The sequence below is a fragment of the Microbulbifer mixtoriginis (SeqCode) genome, assembly GCF_052466715.1.
Genome location: NZ_CP174288.1, coordinates 1,753,800 through 1,774,001 on the forward strand (window position 1 = coordinate 1,753,800; position 20,202 = coordinate 1,774,001).

At 50.6% G+C, this 20,202-nt stretch carries 16 protein-coding genes; 13 read left to right on the plus strand and 3 right to left on the minus strand.

The genetic code is table 11. The features are described from left to right. Positions 1–3: 3 nt before the first annotated feature. A complete protein-coding gene (metH, locus tag ACJJH9_RS07855; protein ID WP_444924855.1) occupies positions 4–3,699 on the minus strand; it encodes a methionine synthase in 3,696 nt (1,231 codons plus the stop codon). 257 nt (positions 3,700–3,956) lie between these two features. Between metH and curA the strand changes: the two genes are divergently transcribed. The 13 genes from curA to ACJJH9_RS07920 all read left to right on the plus strand — a co-directional run bounded on the left by curA (position 3,957) and on the right by ACJJH9_RS07920 (position 16,330). Next, positions 3,957–4,979: an NADPH-dependent curcumin/dihydrocurcumin reductase gene (curA, locus tag ACJJH9_RS07860; protein ID WP_444925213.1), complete on the plus strand. Its 1,023-nt coding sequence runs from the start codon at positions 3,957–3,959 to the stop codon at positions 4,977–4,979. 41 nt (positions 4,980–5,020) lie between these two features. Continuing rightward, complete coding sequence (locus tag ACJJH9_RS07865; RefSeq protein ID WP_444924856.1) at positions 5,021–5,701, plus strand: type 1 glutamine amidotransferase domain-containing protein; 681 nt, start codon at positions 5,021–5,023, stop codon at positions 5,699–5,701. Positions 5,702–5,817: 116 nt separating this feature from the next. Further along, the gene (gene nfuA / locus ACJJH9_RS07870; protein ID WP_252085598.1) at positions 5,818–6,408 is read left to right on the plus strand and encodes a Fe-S biogenesis protein NfuA; all 591 of its coding nucleotides are present in this window, start codon (positions 5,818–5,820) and stop codon (positions 6,406–6,408) included. Between the two features lie 304 nt (positions 6,409–6,712). Further along, positions 6,713–7,573 carry a patatin-like phospholipase family protein gene (locus ACJJH9_RS07875; protein ID WP_444924857.1) on the plus strand — a complete coding sequence of 287 codons (861 nt, stop codon included), beginning with the start codon at positions 6,713–6,715 and terminating at the stop codon, positions 7,571–7,573. A 35-nt stretch (positions 7,574–7,608) separates the two neighbouring features. Continuing rightward, a complete protein-coding gene (locus ACJJH9_RS07880) occupies positions 7,609–8,487 on the plus strand; it encodes a patatin-like phospholipase family protein (protein WP_444885224.1) in 879 nt (292 codons plus the stop codon). Between the two features lie 127 nt (positions 8,488–8,614). Beyond that, positions 8,615–9,514 (plus strand): patatin-like phospholipase family protein, encoded by a 900-nt coding sequence (locus ACJJH9_RS07885; RefSeq protein ID WP_444924858.1) that lies wholly within the window; start codon positions 8,615–8,617, stop codon positions 9,512–9,514. A gap of 482 nt (positions 9,515–9,996) precedes the next feature. Next, positions 9,997–10,467: a MaoC family dehydratase gene (locus ACJJH9_RS07890; RefSeq protein ID WP_444924859.1), complete on the plus strand. Its 471-nt coding sequence runs from the start codon at positions 9,997–9,999 to the stop codon at positions 10,465–10,467. 223 nt (positions 10,468–10,690) lie between these two features. Beyond that, complete coding sequence (locus ACJJH9_RS07895) at positions 10,691–11,494, plus strand: enoyl-CoA hydratase-related protein (protein ID WP_444924860.1); 804 nt, start codon at positions 10,691–10,693, stop codon at positions 11,492–11,494. Positions 11,495–11,525: 31 nt separating this feature from the next. Continuing rightward, a complete protein-coding gene (locus ACJJH9_RS07900) occupies positions 11,526–12,320 on the plus strand; it encodes an enoyl-CoA hydratase-related protein (protein ID WP_444924861.1) in 795 nt (264 codons plus the stop codon). Then, a complete protein-coding gene (locus ACJJH9_RS07905; RefSeq protein WP_444924862.1) occupies positions 12,317–13,504 on the plus strand; it encodes a CaiB/BaiF CoA transferase family protein in 1,188 nt (395 codons plus the stop codon). The genes ACJJH9_RS07900 and ACJJH9_RS07905 overlap by 4 nt, the downstream gene beginning before the upstream one ends. Then, a complete protein-coding gene (locus ACJJH9_RS07910; protein WP_444924863.1) occupies positions 13,501–14,676 on the plus strand; it encodes a CaiB/BaiF CoA transferase family protein in 1,176 nt (391 codons plus the stop codon). The genes ACJJH9_RS07905 and ACJJH9_RS07910 overlap by 4 nt, the downstream gene beginning before the upstream one ends. A gap of 360 nt (positions 14,677–15,036) precedes the next feature. Then, positions 15,037–15,912 (plus strand): patatin-like phospholipase family protein, encoded by an 876-nt coding sequence (locus ACJJH9_RS07915; protein ID WP_444924864.1) that lies wholly within the window; start codon positions 15,037–15,039, stop codon positions 15,910–15,912. Further along, positions 15,896–16,330, plus strand: a complete 435-nt coding sequence (locus tag ACJJH9_RS07920; protein WP_444924865.1) for a nuclear transport factor 2 family protein — start codon at positions 15,896–15,898, stop codon at positions 16,328–16,330. Before ACJJH9_RS07915 ends, ACJJH9_RS07920 begins: the two co-directional genes overlap by 17 nt. A 68-nt stretch (positions 16,331–16,398) precedes the next feature. On the opposite strand, the gene ACJJH9_RS07925 is transcribed toward ACJJH9_RS07920, so the two are convergent. Continuing rightward, positions 16,399–17,400 carry an endo alpha-1,4 polygalactosaminidase gene (locus ACJJH9_RS07925; protein WP_444924866.1) on the minus strand — a complete coding sequence of 334 codons (1,002 nt, stop codon included), beginning with the start codon at positions 17,398–17,400 and terminating at the stop codon, positions 16,399–16,401. 177 nt (positions 17,401–17,577) lie between these two features. Continuing rightward, the gene (gene hrpB / locus ACJJH9_RS07930) at positions 17,578–20,154 is read right to left on the minus strand and encodes an ATP-dependent helicase HrpB (protein WP_444924867.1); all 2,577 of its coding nucleotides are present in this window, start codon (positions 20,152–20,154) and stop codon (positions 17,578–17,580) included. Positions 20,155–20,202 lie beyond the last annotated feature (48 nt).

Consider the following 20,202-nt stretch of genomic DNA (forward strand, 5'->3'; position numbering starts at 1 on the left):
TCCTCACTCTTCGAGATTTGGGCGCAGCCAGCGCTCCAGTTCCTGTTCACTAATTCCTTTGCGCTTGGCCAGGCTTTGCAGCTGGTCCCGACCGATTTTACCGACATTAAAGTATTTGGCCTGCGGGTGGGCGAAGTACCAGCCGCTGACTGCGGCCGCTGGCATCATGGCGAAATGCTCGGTCAGGCTGACCCCGGCATTTTCTTCGGCGTTCAATAAACTGAACAAAGTCGCCTTTTCTGAGTGGTCCGGGCAGGCGGGATAGCCGGGCGCCGGGCGGATACCCTGATAGGCTTCTTTGATTAGCTGCTCATTGCTCAACTCTTCGTCTGCCGCATAGCCCCAGTATTCCTTGCGTACCTGGCGGTGCAGGGTTTCGGCAAAGGATTCTGCCAGCCGGTCTGCCAGGGCCTTCACCATAATTGCGTTATAGTCATCGTGCTTGGCTTCGTAGCTCTGTGCCAGCTCGTCGGCGCCGATGCCAGTGGTAACTGCGAAGCCGCCGACATAATCGATATAGCCGGAATCCAGAGGCGCGACAAAGTCTGCCAGTGAACGGCACAGACCATCGCCGCCCATCTTTTGTACCTGTTGGCGAATATGATGTAAACGCGCCAGTTCATCACTGCGCGCTTCATCTTTGTACACGATGATATCGTCGCCGATGCTATTGGCGGGCCACAAACCGAACACAGCGCGGGCGCGCAGCTGCTTTTTGGCAATCATCTCTTTCAGCAGGCGCTGGGCATTGTGGTAGAGATCGCTGGCAGCCTCGCCGACCACTTCATCCTTGAGGATAGCCGGATACTTGCCCGCCAGATCCCAGGATAAAAAGAAGGGTGTCCAATCAAGCGTATCGAGGAGGTTTTCCAGGGGAAAATCTTCGATAACGGTAATTCCCAGTTTTTTGGGTTTTACAGGTTGGTAATTTTGCCAGTCGAATTCAGGGGCGTTATCTCGGGCTTCCGCATAGGTCAGCCGGGTGTCGTTGCGCTTTCTATTGGCGGTGCGGGTGCGCACCTTTTCATATTCCGCGCGGACCTTTTCAACAAAGGCGGGGCGCAGTTCATCGGAAATCAAGCTGCTGGCCACCCCCACAGCGCGCGAGGCATCGGCCACATACACTACCTGATTGCGATTGAATTGGGGATCAATCTTTACTGCGGTGTGTGCCTTGGAAGTGGTGGCACCGCCAATCAGCAGGGGGATATCGAACTTCTGGCGTTCCATTTCTGCGGCGACATGCACCATCTCATCAAGGGAGGGGGTGATTAAACCGGATAGGCCGATAATGTCACAATTCTTTTCCCGGGCGGTTTGCAGAATAGTTTCTGCGGCCACCATCACGCCGAGGTCGATTACCTCGTAATTGTTACAGGCCAGCACCACCCCGACGATATTCTTGCCGATATCGTGAACATCGCCTTTTACCGTGGCCATAAGGATACGGCCGTTGGGCCGGCTGTCCTCGGTTTTTTCCGCTTCGATAAACGGTTGTAAATAGGCGACGGCCTGCTTCATCACCCGTGCCGATTTCACCACCTGGGGCAGGAACATCTTGCCCTCGCCAAACAGGTCGCCAACGATATTCATACCGTCCATCAGCGGACCTTCGATCACATCCAGGGGGCGGCTGCTATTGGCGCGGGCCTCTTCGGTGTCTGCCTCGATATAGTTGTTGATTCCTTTTACTAAGGAGTGCGCCAGACGTTCTTTGACCGGCAGCTCACGCCAGCTCAGGTCTTCCTTGCGCGTTGTGCCGCCGCCTTCACCCATATATTTGGGGGCGATATCCAGTAGGGCTTCGGTGGCTTCGTCATTGCGATTGAGAATGACGTCTTCCACCTTTTCCCGCAGTTCTTCAGGTAGCTCGTCATAGACCGCCAGCTGACCGGCGTTGACAATGCCCATATTCAGGCCGGCTTTGATGGCGTGGAATAGGAATACCGAGTGGATGGCCTCACGCACTGGGTTGTTGCCGCGGAAAGAGAAAGAAACGTTGGAGACACCACCGCTGATTTGAGCACCCGGTAGGTTCTCACGAATCCAACGGCAGGCCTCAATAAAGTCCACCGCATAGTTGTTGTGCTCCTCAATACCAGTGGCGACAGCGAAAATATTGGGATCGAAAATAATATCGGTGGGGTCGAAACCGACTTCCTCTACCAATACTTCATAACTGCGCTTACAGATTTCGATTTTGCGCTCAAAGGTATCCGCCTGACCCTGCTCATCAAAGGCCATCACCACTACGGCGGCACCATAGCGCAGGCACAGTTGCGCCTTCTCAATAAACTCCTCTTTGCCTTCCTTGAGGCTGATGGAGTTCACGATGGGTTTACCCTGAATACACTGCAGCCCGGCCTCGATCACCTCCCATTTGGAGGAGTCCACCATAAAGGGCACCTTAGCGATGTCGGGCTCGGTGGCTGCCAGGTTGAGAAAACGGCGCATGGCGGCGTGTGCATCGAGCATCGCCTCATCCATATTGAAATCAATCACCTGCGCGCCATCTTCCACCTGAGCGGCGGCGACCTGCAGGGCGGTATCGTAATCCTCTTCAAGAATCAGTCGCTTGAAACGGGCGGAGCCGGTCACATTACAGCGCTCGCCCACATTGACGAAGAGGGCGCTTTCGTCGGCCACAAAAGGCTCCAAACCGGAAAGGCGTAAAGCCGGTTTGATCTCGGGCAACTGGCGTGGAGGGATATCGGATACCGCCTCTGCAATGGCGCGGATGTGTTCTGGAGTGGTGCCGCAGCAGCCGCCGAGAATATTGATAAAACCACTGCGGGCAAATTCTGCCACGATCGCCGCGGTTTGCTCCGGGGTTTCGTCGTATTCGCCAAACTCATTGGGCAGACCGGCATTGGGGTGCGCGGAAACATAAGTGGCACAGGCGCCAGATAAAGCCTCTACATAGGGGCGCAGCTCAGTGGCCCCTAGGGCACAGTTAAGGCCAACGGAGATGGGTTTGGCGTGGGCGATGGAGTAGTAAAACGCCTCGGTAGTCTGGCCGGAGAGGGTGCGGCCGGAGGCGTCAGTAATGGTGCCGGAGATCATAATCGGCAATTCGAAGCCCAGCTCCTCAAACAGCTTCTGCATGGCGTAAATGGCCGCCTTGGCATTGAGCGTGTCGAAGATGGTTTCAATCAGGATCAGGTCACTGCCGCCCTCGATCAGGGCGCGGCCGGCTTCCACATAATTGTGTACCAGCTCATTGAAAGTCACATTGCGCGCACCCGGGTCGTTGACATCCGGGGAAATACTGGCGGTACGTGAGGTAGGGCCAATCACTCCGGCCACCCAGCGGGGGCGCTCTGGGGTGGAGAGGGCATCCGCCGCGCGGCGGGCCACTTCTGCTGAGGTTCGATTCAGCTCTACTACAAGATGTTCCATGTCGTAATCAGACTGGGACAGCTCAGTCGCATTAAAAGTATTGGTCTCGATAATGTCGGCGCCAGCTTCCAGGTATTGCCGGTGGATCTGTTCGATCAGGTAGGGACGAGTAATGCTTAAAAGGTCGTTATTACCTTTCAGATCCTTATGGAAGTCAGCAAAGCGGGCGCCGCGGTAATCTTCTTCCTGTAATTTTTCCCGCTGAATCATGGTTCCCATAGCGCCGTCGAGAATCAGGATGCGCTGAGCGAGCGCGGCTTTGAGTTGCTCCAGGCGTTGATTACGGGAAAGCGCAGACATTGACCAATCCTTAATTGTCTATGGCGGGAAAGGCATCAATCTTAGCACACGGATACTTGTCAACAGGGGCTAAATTGATGGGCAAAAAATACCACGACACAATAACCGGTAAATTTTTACTAACGGCGTGCAATTTCTATCTATAGTTTGGCCTTCAGCAGACATAAAAACTCAGGAGAGGGCCTGGCTCGCCAATGGTACAAAAGGTTGTACCAAGCGAAAGTCTGGCTCAGTGAAGGAGATACATCGTGCAATCAATGGATAAGAACCGCCGGGTTGTATTGGCTTCCCGGCCGGAAGGGGCACCGAGCGAAGACAATTTTAGTATTGAGGAGTTGGGGGTGCCCGAACCTGCTCGGGGTGAGGTGTTGTTACGAACGGTTTTTCTCTCCCTGGACCCCTATATGCGCGGCCGCATGAGTGATGCCAAATCGTACGCAGAGCCGGTACCCCTGGGGGGCGTTATGGTGGGTGGCACAGTCAGCCGGGTGCTTGTGTCACACCTGGATGATTTCGAAGAGGGAGACTGGGTACTGGGTTATTGCGGATGGCAGGATTATGCAATCTCAGATGGTGAAGGGTTGGTGAATCTTGGTAAAAATCCCAGCCATCCCTCCTATGCACTCGGTGTTTTGGGTATGCCGGGTATCACCGCCTATTACGGGCTGCTGGAAATTGGCCAGCCAAAAGCAGGGGACACTCTGGTTGTCGCTGCAGCTACTGGCCCTGTGGGCTCCACTGTAGGGCAGATTGGTAAAATTCAGGGATGCCGGGTAGTTGGTATTGCCGGTGGAGCAGAAAAATGCCGCTACGCGGTAGAGGAGTTGGGCTTTGATATCTGTCTCAACCACCGGGCAGAGGAGTTTCCCGAGCAGTTGGAGGAGGCCTGTCCAGACGGTGTGGATGTGTATTTCGAAAATGTGGGCGGAGATGTATTTGATGCAGTTTTACCGCTTCTCAATGACTTTGCCCGGGTTCCCGTGTGTGGGCTGGTTGCTCACTACAACGCTACGTCACTGCCCGAGGGTCCGGATCGCCTGAGCTTGTTGATGCGTGAAACCCTTACCAAGCGCCTTAAAATCCAAGGATTTATTATTTTTGATCAATATGAGCGCTTCGGCGATTTTATTATTGGCTTGAGTCACTGGGTTGGCGAGGGTCGCATCAAATACCGTGAGGATCTGGTTGAGGGGTTGGAAAAAGCGCCCCGCGCCCTGATGGGGTTATTACAGGGGGAGAATTTTGGCAAAGTCGTGGTGCGCTTGGGTACCGACGATTAATTGCAGAACTGAATCAATAACAGGCACCAGGGAGGTCGCCGATGAAAATTTTAATGGTTTTGACTTCACACGATAAGCTGGGCAATACCGGTAAGAAGACTGGTTTTTGGCTGGAGGAATTTGCCGCGCCTTACTACGTCTTCAAAGATGCCGGGGCGCAAGTCATACTGGTTTCCCCCAAGGGCGGGCAACCACCGCTAGACCCCAAAAGTGATGAACCAGATTTCCAGACCGATGCCACCCTGCGTTTCCGCCAGGATCCGGCAGCCCAGCAAGCGCTTGCCAATACGGGCAAGCTTGCCAATGTGCAGGAGGCGGATTTCGATGCTGTTTTTTATCCCGGTGGTCACGGCCCCCTTTGGGATCTGGCAGAGGATAAGGATTCCATTTCCCTGATTGAGGCGTTCTATGGGGCTGATAAGCCGGTGGGTGCTGTGTGTCATGCACCGGCCATTTTTCGCCATACCCGGCGCAAAGGCGGCCATCCCTTGGTTTCCGGCAAGAGTGTCACCGGCTTTAGTAACTCCGAGGAGGAGGCGGTGGGATTGGTGGATGTTGTGCCCTTTCTGGTGGAGGATATGCTTAAAGATCGCGGAGGTAACTACTCCAGCGAAGACGATTGGGCACCCTATGTGGTCGTGGATGGCAAGCTGGTCACTGGTCAGAACCCCGCTTCTTCGGAGGATGTGGCACAAACCCTGATGGGAATGATCCCCGTTTGAGCCATTTTTTGGGGGGTGTCCGGAGCTTTCACACTCCCGAAAAACACACCGGTTTCACTTGGGCGTTTCTGAGAGTAAAATACCCGACAAAGAAGCTCGGTTATTTGAGAAGGCTTATGTCAGAACTGAATGTCACCATCACTGAATCCGCGCAGGAGTACCTGAAGGAACTGCTGGCCAAGCAGGACTGCGAGGGAATCGCGATTCGTATGTTTGTCTCCAATCCAGGTACTCCCAGTGCCGAAACTTGCATTGCCTACTGTCGCCCCGGCGAGGAGGAAGCAGAAGATGTGGTGATGGAGATGAACGGCCTCAAGGCCTACTTTGAAGGCCGCAGTGTGCCTTACCTGGACGATGCCAGGGTTGACTACTCCTCCGATAAAATGGGTGGCCAGCTCACCATTCGCGCTCCCAACTCGCGAATGCCGAAGATCACCGATGACAGCCCAATAGAAGACCGTATTAACTATGTACTCTTCAATGAGGTAAACCCCGGGCTGGCGGCTCACGGGGGTCAGGTGAGCCTGGTGGAGGTCACAGAGGATAAATTTGCCGTGTTGAAGTTTGGCGGCGGCTGCCAGGGTTGTGGCATGGTGGATATGACCTTGAAAGAAGGTGTTGAGAAAACTCTAAAAGAGAAAATCCCCGAACTGGCCGGTGTTAAAGATATTACCGATCACACTGATAAGTCTCAGGCTTATTACTAATAGTTGGGTCCGTATGCTCTTCCCGGAGAGAATTAAAAGGCGAAGTAATACTTCGCCTTTTTTCTTGCTTATCTGAACTGGTTAGTTCCTTTCTTATGATTTTGCCTCCCTTCTTACCTGTCGCTGGACTCCTTATTAACTTCTGAAGGCGCCTGGGCCGCCCCGGACTTTGCCTGCCCCGTATATATTTTAAAGACCTCTTGGATTTGTAGCTGGGGTGGTATCCACGCTCAAAAGGGGTGTATGGCGCCTTGTGGGCGCTCTGACTTCAGTGGCTATAGCGGGCAGGCCGGGATAGAGTTCTATGTTCGATCAGGTGGTATTCGCCGGTGGAGGAGTGCGCTGTACCTGGCAGATTGGGTTTTGGCAGTCTGTTGCAGACAGGATTCAACTTAGACCCAAGGTGGTGAGTGCCGTCTCAGCCGGCGCCCTGGTTTCCAGCCTGATATTGATGGGCAAGTCCTTGGATGCAGTAGAGTATTTTGCCGAGGCCTTCGAGGAAAATCCCAGTAATGTTCACTGGGGCAATCTCTTTCGTAAAGACCCGCTATTTCCCCATCACCACATCTACCGTAACGGTATGAGCCGACTGTTTGAGGGCGGTTTTGAACGCCTGCGAGAGGCTGCGGAAATGCGAATAGCAGTTAGCCATTCGCCGGGCTGGTTAAATGGCTCTTTAGCACTAATTATCGGAGTTGGTATTGATTACTCCGATACCTTTCTCACTCGCTCACTGCACCCAAACACCGCCAAGCGCCTTGGTTATCGACAGTCCTTTTACTCGGTAAGAGACTGTAACAATATGGGAGACCTGCAAAAACTGATCCTCTCCTCTTCTTGCACGCCACCTTTTACTCCCCGGCAACAGGACCGGGGCAGAGAGGTCCTGGATGGCGGTATCGTAGATAGCGTGCCGGTAGGCGGGCTCAAGCCGGGGCCTAGTCAGGTACTGATTCTGTTAACCCGCAATTACCCCCAGTACCCAAATCATTTCAGTTGCCAAAAGGGTGAGCAACTCTGGACCTATGTGCAGCCGAGCCGGCCCTTGCCGGTGAGCGTCTGGGATTTTTCCAATCCACAGAGTGTGTGGCAGGCCTTTGATGCGGGTTATGCCGATGGGGAGGCATTCCTGGCGGCATATTCTCCAGAGGGGAGCGCCAAGTGAAGAATTGGGTTATTGCTAGGTGGAGCAATTAAAGGGTGTTTGATCAGGTGGTATTTGCCGGTGGGGGTGGCCGCTGTACCTGGCAAATTGGGTTTTGGGAAGTGATTGCCGACCAGATAAAGCTCAAACCGAGAGTGCTCACAGGGGTTTCTGCTGGGGCCATGATTGCAGGTTTGATATTGATTGGTAGAGCAACTGCTTCGGTGGATTATTTCTCATCGGTATTCAATGCGAATCCTCGCAATGTGTATTGGAGAAACCTTTTGGGTAAGGCGCCAGTGTTTCCCCATTATGAAATCTATAGGGAAGGTATCCAAGAGCTATTTAGCGACCGCTTTAAAGACTTGAAATCCGCCGCGGAACTCAGGGTTGCTGTTTCCCGGCCACCCAATTGGCTGCCAGCATCAGTGGCATTGGCTGTTGGAGGGGCAATTTATTACTCCAACAAATATTTGCACCGCAAAATGCATCCAAAAGCGGCGCGGCGGTTGGGTTACAAACAGGATTTTTTCTGCGCTCAGGAATGTACTGATATCGGAGAATTTACGCAGCTGATCCTGAGTTCATCGTGCACACCACCATTTACGCCAAGGTTGAGCTTGGCGGGGAAAAAAGTTTTGGATGGTGGAGTAGTGGACAATGTACCGGTTGAGGGCATTGACCCTGGTGAAGGGCGAGTGCTTATTTTACTGACCCGTCGCTATCGGGGCTTTCCCGATTGGTTTACCCAGTCTCAAGGCAGGCAATTGTGGACTTATGTGCAGCCATCACAGTCGCCCCCCATTAGTGTTTGGGACTTCACTAATCCTGAAGGCTTGATCAATGCGTATGAAATAGGGCGCCGCGATGGACGTATATTTATGCAGAACATGTTGGCTGAGCGGGGTTTTTATACGGGCTCGCAGAAAAAGTAACCCGGTATTTTAATCGGCATAAACAGTTGCCAAGAGATGATTGCTACAAATTAGATTTATTCAACGGGGGAAGTTCGGTAAGTGCCGGCTCAGGAAGAGCGGTACAGTGGTAACAGGGAGCTTTTCAATGTTTGATCAGGTAGTTTTTGCTGGCGGTGGCGGCCGTTGTATCTGGCAGATTGGTTTTTGGGAATCTGTATCTGGTGAAATCAATCTATCTCCCAGAGTGGTGAGTGCTGTGTCGGCGGGTGGTCTTGTTGCGGGCTTACTGCTGATCGACAGGGGCCCGGAGGCGGTGGAGTATGTTCGCTCAGTTTTTAGTACCAATCGCAAAAATATCTATTGGGGTAATTTATTTAGGCAGGAGGCGGTTTTTCCCCAATACGCTATCTGCCGCGATGGGATTCGACAGCTGTTTGAAAACGGACCTCAGGCCCTGCAGAGTGTGGCTGAGCTGCGTCTGGCGGTTAGCCACCCGCCCGCCTGGATGTACGGCCCATTGGCGCTAACTTTTGGTGCAGTTATTTATTATGCCGATAAGGGATTTACCCGCAATCTGCACTCCACGGCAGCCACCAAACTTGGCTTCCGCCAGAATTTTTACCGCGCTCAAGATTGCAAGAATATGGATGAACTAGAACATCTAATTCTGAGTTCCTCTTGCACCCCCCCATTTACTCCAAGGCTCCACCTGAATGGCAGGGAAATTCTGGATGGCGGAATCGTGGACAATGTGCCGGTTGGCGGATTGGATAGCAAAGAAGGCAGGGTGTTAATTCTGCTAACCAGTCGCTTCCGTGATTTCCCTGACTGTTTCACCCAGCGTCAAGGTGAACAGCTATGGACCTATGTGCAGCCCTCCAAAACGTTGCCGATTAAAGTGTGGGATTTCACCAACCCAGAAGCGGTTATGGAGACACTGGAAATCGGTCGCGCCGATGGCAGGGCGGTAATAAAGAGTCTTAAGGGGGCAGTTTCTTTGGGGATGGGTCTACAGGAATGCCCAGAATCTTCTACTCAAATTTAGTAATAAGATAACCCTGGTGCATTTATGGTTAATCGAAAATAGGGGCCAACTTCTTCAATGGAAATACGTTGGTAGAGAGTGATGCAATTATTTTTGATGGTTTCGGTAGATGAGTAATGGTGACCCTAACTGGGGGTTTATAAAGTCGTTTGGGTGTGTATTGCGCCTTTTATGTTGATTGATGTGTATTGTGCTTGCATTTCCAATCATTGAAATGCCTTGTTGCTTATAACATCGTGAATGGTTCACTAGGGCTGTGAGCTGTCACTTTATAGCTTGGTGGTCGTTGATGTCAGAGAGGGTGCTTAAGTCCGGAGCCAGCAAAGCTTAAGAAAAAATTAAGAGGTTTTAGTTGAGGGGGGTGCTATTATTGGAGTGCTGTTTTATAAGGGAAGTTTTAGCTGCGTAGTTTTTTCTGAAGCTTCATGCCGTCAATGTAAATATCACTATTGCATTCTGAGAATGTCGGAGAGGAGGGTCTGGTGCCAAACATAATTCCCAGAGATAAAATACAGGATTTTATTGGTTTTGATGCTGGGCCTACAGAGTGGATGGAAGTTGACCAGTGGCGTATAGATGCCTTTGCTAAATTCACAATGGATGAGAATTTTATACATGTAAATCCTGAGAAAGCAAAGAAAACGCGGTTTGGCGGCACTATTGCCCATGGCTTTCTAACGCTATCACTTGTCCCCCACTTTTTGGAGAAGTTAGAGTTCAAAATCGAAGGGCTTAAGATGGCAGTAAATTATGGGGTGAATAAGGTGAGGTTTATTTATCCCGTTAGGTGTGGCAGTCGAGTTCGGATGCGAATAAAAATCCTTGATATTTTAGAGAAAAGACCTGGCCAGTTTCTGTTTACTCTGAGAGCAACCATGGATATTGAGGGGGAGGAAAAACCAGCTATGGTTGCCGATTGGTTAATTCTAGAATTTACAGATGATATTCAGTGATGAGTGGTTTGGTGTTAGATGTTTATGCTGAAGAAGTTGGAGGGTTTGTGGGGTAAGCGATGAAATTCTAGCTGAGTAAAGATAAATTGGAAAGGCGTATATGTCTTCTGTTGGGTAATGAAAGTAAATATTAGGTTGCCTACAATGTCGTAAGCCGTACCAGGGGGCGTGAGGCATATTACTCACTCGAGGTAACCTCGATTTATAACTCAATGGACTCATTATGACTTTAGTAGAAAGTAAACTTGATGGCTCGGGTGTAATCCACATATCTATGAATAACCCCCAGAAACTCAATGCACTTGATGATGCAATGGTGACTGAGTTAACGACAGCAATTTTAGATGCCAATAATAATCCTCAAGTAAAAGTCGCTGTTTTGTCTGGAAATGGAAAGGCATTTTCTGCCGGTGGTGACGTAAAAAGTATGCATGAAAGGACGGGTATGTTTGGCGGAGACCCGTCACAAATTCGACACAATTATCGCTATGGGATTCAACGGCTGCCGAGAGTGATGTCCCAAGTAGAAGTTCCTTTCATCGCTGCAGTACAGGGTTATGCCGTGGGTGGAGGTACGGATTTGGCAGCTTCCTGCGACATACGCCTAGCGGCAGATACTGCAGTTTTTTCTGAACGTTTCATAAAATTGGGGATTATTTCTGGTGATGGTGGTTGCTGGCTCTGGCCCAGAATAATGGGGCTGCAAAATTTCTATATGATGGCACTGACGGGTGATTGGATAAAGGCAGAAGATGCTTTGGCCATGGGGATGGTTGTAGAGGTTGTCCCCGAAGATAAGTTGCTTGAAAAAGCCATGGAATATGCCGGTCGTATTGCGGTGAACCCTCCCGCAGCTATTCGAGCAACTAAAAGGTTGATCCGTGAAGGGGCCAGCTCCTCACTTGAGGGAGGTCTGGATTTAGCCGCTTCAATACAAGCTGGGCTGCATTTTACCCAGGAGCACCGTGATGCAGTAGCTAAAATCGTTGCGCAGATAGAAAAGCGACATCAGCAAAAAGGGAAGTAGTTAACCTACTATCAATCGCCAGGGACATAACATGACGTATGAAACCATTTTATGGGATGTTGAGGAGTCAATTTTAACGATAACCCTCAATCGTCCAGAAGTTCATAATTGCTTAAATGACAAAATGGTATTGGAGTTAGAGGATGCCTTCAAGAAGATGCAAAGTAATAAAGACGTACGCTTAATAATTGTAAAAGCTAAAGGCAGGTCATTTTGTGCAGGTGCTGACCTTAACGATATGAAAAGGATGGTGAAGTTTACCAAAGAGGAAAATGTTGAGGAGTCCACACATCTATCACGCTTAATGGAGGCCGTTCGTAAAAGTCGTATCCCCACTCTTGCATTGGTACAGGGGCCGGTTTACGGAGGAGGCTGTGGATTGGTGGCGTGTTGTGATGTGTCGGTGGCTTCTCCCGCGGTAACATTCTGTTTCTCAGAGGTTAAGTTAGGTCTTATTCCTGCCGTTATCAGTCCTTATATTTGGAAAAGAATTGGCGCTGGTAATATGCGCAGGTATTTTATTACTGCAGAAATGATTGATGCCTATGAAGCGAGGCGTATAGGACTTGTACATACTGTCGTTCAGCAAGATGACCTGCATGCAGAAGCTGAGCGAATTAGCCATCATATACTAAATAATAGTCCGGCTGCGTTGCGAGCAGCCAAGGATCTAATAGATACCATAGAAGTTGACCCCTATTGTGAGAAAACACGTAAATATACGATAGAGGCTATCGCTGATATACGCGTTTCCAAAGAGGGACAGGAAGGTTTGAGCGCTTTCTTTGAGAAACGTCCTGCAGCATGGCGGGGTAATCAGAAATGAAAGATGAAGGTGAAAAATCTCGTGGCCCATTGTCAGGAGTTCTAGTTCTCGATATGAGCCGAGTGTTGGCGGGGCCATTTTGTGGAGCAGCTCTCTTCAATCTGGGGGCAACCGTAATAAAGATTGAACGCCCCAATACTGGTGATGATACCCGGGCATTTCTTCCCTTTGTTGAGGGTAAACCGTTGTATTTCGATTCAGTTAATTACGGTAAGAAGAGCATAGCGCTGAATCTTAAGGACCCTGATGATATTGATGTGTTCGTTAAGCTCCTACAAAAGGCTGACGTTGTTCTGGAAAACTTTCGTCCTGGAGTGATGGAAAGATTGGGTTTTGGGTGGGAGGATCTACATAAAAAATATCCTTCGTTGATTTACGCCTGTATCTCTGGATTCGGTCATACCGGGCCATTAGCAAGTCATCCCGCTTATGACCTGATTGTGCAATGTATGTGTGGAATAGTCAGTGTAACTGGCCCCGAGGAGCCTGAAAGACCTGTTCGTCCAGGTACTTCTTTCAGTGATATCTACGGGGGGCTAATGTGTGCGCTGGGAGTGAATGCGGCACTGATTGACCGAGAGAAAAGTGGTAGAGGCAGTAAAGTTGATATTTCAATGCTGGATTGCCAAATGGCGGTTATGGAAAGTTTCATTGCCCACTATTCGGTCACTAAAATTGATCCAATCCCCTTGGGGGCTGCACATCCAACTTTCTCACCTTTGGGACTCTACCGGGCAATGAACGGTTTTATTGCCTTGGCCGCAATCACGGATAGTGAATTTTCCAGTCTTTGTCTAGTGCTTGATTTGGCTCCTTTGATTAAAGATTCACGCTTTGCAACCATGCATGATCGTGTCGAAAACCGGGTTGTACTTGATAAAATTTTGCAGCAGAAAATTTCTCAGTGGAAATCCTCAGACTTGGAGCGGGCTCTAAATGATGCTGGAGTGGCTTGTGGACCTTTGCAAAATGTTGAAGAGCTTATCAAAAGCGATATTGCTGTAAAACGTAAGCTGATGAAAGGCTTAAATGATCCGGTTTATCAGAAGAATGGCGTATTTATATCTGGGAACCCGATGAAATATGATCGATATGAAGATCCCGACCTATGGCCAGCACCACCTAAGTTAGATGAGCATAGGAGTGAGATACTTTCTTGGTTAAGCAATGGGGGTTCGCTATGAACGAGGAAGATTTTTTCTCTGGGGCGAATCCTGGCCCTTTAAATGGAATGTTGGTGGTCAGTCTTGAGCAAATTCTTGCCGGTCCTTACTGTACTAAATTATTGTGGGAGTTGGGGGCTACAATTGTTAAAGTTGAGCAACCTGAAGGTGATATAACCCGCTCTATGCCACCGTTTTTTCATGGGAATTCTGTTTATTTTTCTCATGTAAACTATGGCAAGAAAAGTATTGCCCTGAATCTTGAAGATGAAGCGGATAAAGATATTTTTAAACGCCTGATTCAACGGGCTGATGTTTTTTTTGAGAATATGCCGGTTGGTTATCTTGAAAAAATTGGTTTCAAAGCCAAATCCCTTCTTGCGCTAAATCCTAAATTAGTATGTGCTAGTTTGTCTGGTTTTGGTCAGAACATCGAAAATAACACGATTGCCTATGATGTGGTTATTCAGGCTATGAGTAGCCTTATGAGTGTGACAGGATATCCAGATGCTGGACCGGCAAGGGTGGGGGCAGAAATTGGCGATGTTACTGGCGCTACTTATATGGCTATTGCCATTGTCTCCAGTCTTTATGAGCGAGTGAAAAATCAAGGTCCTGGTATTTGTATTGATGTGAGTTTGCTGGATTCCCTCGCTGCGATTATGGAGGGTACACTGCTGGATTATTCGGCGAATGGCGAAATACCTAAACCAAAGGGAAATAAGGAACCGGTTACCTCTCCATTTGACTTGTATCAATGTCAAGATAGGAAGGTGGGCATTGTATGCGGTAATCAAAGCTTGTATGAGAAATTTTGTAGTGCGCTGGGTTGTGAATATTTACTTAAAGACCCACGCTTTGTTGATAATCAAGCACGTGTTAAAAATTGCGATGAACTAAAGGCGGAAATTAATAAAATACTAAGCAAAATGCCAGTGTCTGAAGTTTTCGAGACCCTGGCGAAAGCCGGAGTTCCTGTGAGCCCGGTTAACCATGTCAGCGACCTATTTGATAGTGAGCAGCTGAAAGCTAGAAACATGATTGTCTCTTTGACTTCGCCTGATTTTGAGGGGATTAGTACCGCTGGTAACCCCATTAAACTATCGGCCTATCCCGATAAATCTGAGACACGCCCACCACCACCATTTTTGAATGGTGATCGCGACACAATTATCAAACTTCTCAAAACCTAGCTTTTCTTTACAGGAGGAGGAAATGAACCTCCTTCTAATCATGCTCTAAGGCGGTCGGGGAATCTGGTCAGTGTGTCTCTCGGCCAACTTTTTAAGCGAAATTTAACCACCTACTTTCATTCATGTCTCCCTCATTGGCAGTGTTCGACTCGTTGGCTAGGGACATTAGGCATGGGTTGGTGCCTAACTGTCACATAAGCTTTGCAAGATTAGGTGTCAGGAATCCTCTGGTTGCACTAACCCGCTGATTCTATTAGCTTATGCAATTAGTTGCATATAAATTCCATATTGCTAAATCTACAGTGAAGGCCGGCTATAGGCCTGCCAGGGTGATTAGCCCATTGAACAGGAAAGGGACGCATGTTTGATCAGGTTGTATTTGCCGGTGGTGGCGGGCGCTGTACCTGGCAAATAGGATTTTGGGAGTCTGTTGCCGGTGAAATTGGGCTGTCGCCGAGGCGGGTAACCGCGGTATCTGCTGGTGGGCTGATGGCAAGCCTGATCCTGATGGGGCGTATTGAAGCGGGTAGGGAGCACTTCTGGTCGGCTTTTGCCGCCAACCGCAAGAACGCTTATTGGGGCAACGTGCTAAAGAAAGAGCGGGTGTTTCCCCAGTACGGAATTTACCGCAATGCCATGCTGGAGTTATTTCGCGATGGCCTTGCGCCCCTGAGTGCGGCCGCAGATTTGCAGATTGGTGTTGTACACCCGCCGCGCCTTTTGCCTGCTGGGTTGGCGTTTGGGGTGGGGGCTTTGGCCTATTACACCGATAAGCACTTATTGCGCAGTCTTCATCCAAAAATAGCTCTGGGCCTGGGTTTCAAGCAGAACTTTTACCGCGCACAGGATTGCCAGAGCGTTGAAGAGTTGGTGGAGCTCATTCTTTGCTCATCCTGTACGCCGCCTTTTACACCGCGTTTGCGTCGTGCAGGAGATCCCGTGCTCGATGGTGGAGTCGTGGACAATATCCCCGTGGCTGGGCTGGATAGTGAGGCGGGACGGGTGTTGATTCTGCTCAGCCGCTGCTACCCCCGTTACCCAAACCGCTTTACCAGGCGCCGCGGAGAGCAGCTTTGGACCTATGTGCAGCCCTCGCGGCCGCCTTATCTCAGCGTTTGGGACTACACCAACCCTGAGTTGGCACAAAAGACTTACGAGCTCGGCCGTACCGATGGTCGGGAGTTTTTACAAAAACATATGCTTGAACAGGAGATGCTCGATGAGCAATACCAATAACCCAATAGCGGAGTCAATCGCCCTGTGGCACGAGATGGTTGCGGAGCGGGACCTCAGTCGCCTGCCCACTATCGTTGCGGAGGATGCGGTATTCCGCTCACCGGCGTTCTTTAAGCCTTACCACAGCTCTGCGGCGGTCTGCTTGATCCTCAATACAGTGATGCAGGTATTTGAAAGCTTTGAATACGATCGTAGCTTCACCACCGAGTCAGGCCGCGATTTGGCTTTGGAGTTTAAGGCCAGCATCGGTGATAAGAGCCTTAAGGGGCTGGATATCATTCGCTTTGATGAAAATGGCAAGATCGTGGAGTTTGAGGTAATGATACGTCCCCTCAACGCCTTGCAGAAGCTGGCGGAAGAGATGTCCGGCCGCCTGTCCCGGTATGTGACTCAGTACAAGGATTCCCAGCCAGCCTGATTCCTAATCTCCACCCATCCAGTTGGCGATGGGTGGAGATTGAGGCGACATGAAAGTGAGGAGTACGCTTATTCCTCGGTTTCGAGAGAATCGAAATACTCAAAAACGTCGATGCCATCCATATAAGCACCATCGAAGCCCGCATCTACGATCCTGAAGATATAGGAGCTGTTGTTGCCATAGATAATGTCCTGCCAGCCGGCTTTCCAGTACTCCACGTAATAGTTGCCCGATTCATTGGGGACTTCGTCCAGTAGCCAGGCCGGCGGATTGGTGGACCAAGAGTTTTGCCAGTAGTAGCGGTTACTCTGGGCCATGCCAATATTGACATAGGCCATCAGCAGGCGATCTCCGCCATTGTTCTTCTTTTTTAATTGCTTGATCTGCTCTTCGGTATAGGGCTGGTTATCCCTAAAGAATAAGTCGATGATCAGCAGGTCGTAGTCGGTTTCGGATAACTTGTCCACGAATTCCTGGGGTGTGGAGAAGCTCGTAGTATTGGTGATATTAAGGAAATTTTTGACATCTTCTAGCTTATCAATGTCGTCGTTGTTCACATTGAAAGGTTTTTCCGGGTAGGAAGGAATATTGTTCAGAAGCGTATTGTCGGCGGCGAAGGAGACGTAGCCGGCGTTTTCGTTCTCCTCGTAAGATTCTTTAACCTTGTCTTCGCTATAGGCGTAATCGGTCACCAGGATTTCACGGCCTTTCTCTTTGGCCAGGTTGAGATAGTCCTGCAGGCGCTTGCTTTCAGTTTCGCTGGTGGGTTGGTCTACATTACCGTTCTGCCCAAAGAAGACCGCCTCCTGGGCGATACCATCGGTAGAGTTCACATAGGCGTCATCTACCGGGCCATTGGTCCTGGTATTGGTGGTGATCAGCTCAATACCGTTTTGCGGAACGATAATAAAGTCTCGCTCAAGGCCCTTTGCATACTTGCTGATATCCTCCACAAACAGGCGCATTTCTTCATCGTAATCGATATTTACGGGAATAATGATGTCAGGTAAATCATCACTACAGCCAAGAAAGAGTAGTGGGCTGAAAAATAGCGCTAGCTTCCTATGCAAGGTCGTTCTCCAACTAGATGTAATAGTTAAGCTTAGATGTTTTGTCTGTTAGTAATCTATGGGCAGAAAAGTACAGATATTGTTCCCCATTGGCAAACGCCAACTTAAATTGCTGCAATCTAGTGGGGGATTGCTGAATGCGGACTTAACAGGGCTGAAAAACTTGATTTGGGGCTCTTAGGAGCCCCTGGGGTTATCCATTCTCTTTTTAGTCTTGTTGGTGGCGACCGCGGTACGGGGGTCATCTGGCCAGTAGTGCTTCTGATATTTGATACGCAACTCCTTTTTGACCTCTTCGTAGGTGTTTGCCCAAAAATTAGCCAGATCGCGAGTGATCTGTACCGGGCGACGAGCAGGGGAGAGCAGGTGAATCATTAGCGGGTATCCCCCACGCAAAACTGCGGGGGTTTGTGCCAGGCCGAAGAGTTCCTGTAAGCGCACAGCCAGGATTGGTGGGGATGCTTCGTAATCGATAGCAATGCGTGAGCCGCTGGGTACGGTGTAGTGGCTGGGAGCCAGCTCATCAACCTGCTGAATATGGGCCCAGTCGAGTTGTGCGCGCAGTATATTGAGCAGGTCCAGCTGCTTGAGCTGCTCAAATTTATGGAAGCCATGTAGATGCGGTAATAGCCAGCGCTCAAGGTCCTGCAACAGCGTATCATCACTCCAGTCGGGCAGCGGAGTGCCTTCCAGTAGAGATTTTCCACTTTCCTCTGTTCGCAAAAATTCCACCCGCGCGCGAAATTGTAGGGCTTCTTTACTCCAAGGCAGTAGAGAAAGCCCTTTTTGGCGAATGGCATCGAGTAGTGCCCGGCTCAATAACTCTGATGGAACATCTCTGACGACTTGCTGCTGCAGCACCAGTTTGCCCAGTGTGACCTGCTCCAGGGCTTCGGCACGCCCGGCGGTATCATCCCAGCGAATAGTGGTATTTTGCTCGATTTGGTCGGCAAAACAGCGCTGTAAGGCGTTTTTTGAAATTGGAGCGGCCAGCTGTATTCTCGCATCGCGCCCCAGTCCATCCAATTCGGCAACCACAAGGAAGTCGCTGAGAGCCAGGGCGTCTTCGTGCGAGAAATGTGCGCCTCGGCCGCTGCAAAGCAGGTAGCGGCGAGCACTATCTTGGCGGCTTTTGGCAATTCTATCCGGATAGGCGAGCCCCAATAGCACCCCGACTCTATCGGCCTGATCAATACTATCGCTGTTACGAGGTTCTTGCGGCTTGAAATCCTTTAATTGCCCCTGCCAAGTGTTGGCCTGCTGGCGAATACGTTGCACCGCACCGCGGTCGATATTTTGCCCCTTAGAATGGGCCTGTAGTGCTTCGATACGTTTGCTGATGTCTCTATCCCAGCGTGCTTCTCCCCGGAAGATATCCCTCTCTGACAGTAGCGCCGCGAGTAGGCAGGCCTGTTGTGATAGATGCCAGTCGAGGCTGCGAAGCATCATATGGGCGAGGCGTGGATGGCAACCCAGGGAGAGCATGGAGCTGCCGTGTGGAGTGATGCGCAAGTCTTGGTCTAGTGCGCCCAGTTGCTTTAATAGTGCCTGGGCTTGGGCTAGAGGACCTGTGGGGGGAAGGTCCAGCCAGCTCAGGTCGGTGGGATCACTGACTCCCCACTGGGCTAATTCCAGCGCCAGGGGGGCCAAATCGCTGCGTATTATTTCGGGGGTGTTTTTACTGCTGAGGCTGCGTTGGCGGCCCTCGCTCCACAGTCGCAGGCAGAACCCTTCGCTGAGGCGCCCGGCGCGGCCGCTGCGCTGGGTGGCAGAGGCTTGTGAGATTCGGCAGGTCTCCAGCCGATTCATACCGCTGTTAGGATCGAAGCGAGACTCTCGCATTAAGCCGGAATCCACAACTATGCGGATTCCCTCAATCGTCAGGCTGGTTTCTGCCACATTGGTTGCTAGTACCACTTTGCGTTGATCAGGAGCGGCCGGAGCGATGGCCTGATCCTGCTGTTCGCGGGTCAAGTCTCCATAGAGTGGGGCGAGAATAATGCTATCTGGTTTGAGATCATCCGCAGAGGCGAGTTGTTCGCGCAGTAACTCCTCTACCTTGCGAATCTCTGAAACTCCCGGAAGAAATGCGAGTACACTGCCTGACTCTCTGCGAAGTGCTTCGAGAATCTTGCGACTCATGAGCGCGGGCATAGAGCGGTGATCTTCCGGCTCCTCCCGCTGGTCAAGGTAATCGATATGTACGGGGAAGCTGCGCCCCTCACTACTGACCACTGGCGCACCGCCGAGCACCCTGGCTACCGCCTCGGTTTCCAGGGTTGCAGACATTACCAATAGTTTCAGGTCTTCGCGCAGATATTCTTGGGATTGCAGGCACAGTGCCAGGGATAAGTCGGCTTGCAGACTACGCTCGTGAAACTCATCAAAAATAACCAGCGAGGTTTCTGACAGTTCTGGGTCAGACTGCAGCAGCCGGGTAAGAATACCTTCGGTAACAACCAGGATACGGGTTTTCGCACTTCGCCGCCGTTCCCCGCGTACCTGGTAACCCACAGTCTCGCCTAGCTTCTCTCCGAGCTGGGCAGCCATACGTGCCGCAGCCGTGCGCGCAGCCAGGCGACGAGGCTCCAACATAATGATATTGCGTTGCCCCAACCAAACGGTTTCGAGCAGGGCCAAGGGAACAACGGTAGTCTTGCCTGCGCCAGGAGGAGCTTGCAGTACCACATTGTTATGTGTTTCCAGTGCTTTGAATAACTCTGGTAGGGCGGAATAAATTGGTAACTCTGGCATAGCAGAGAATTATAGAGGATTAAGGGGGGTGAGTGTATGGGGCTATTG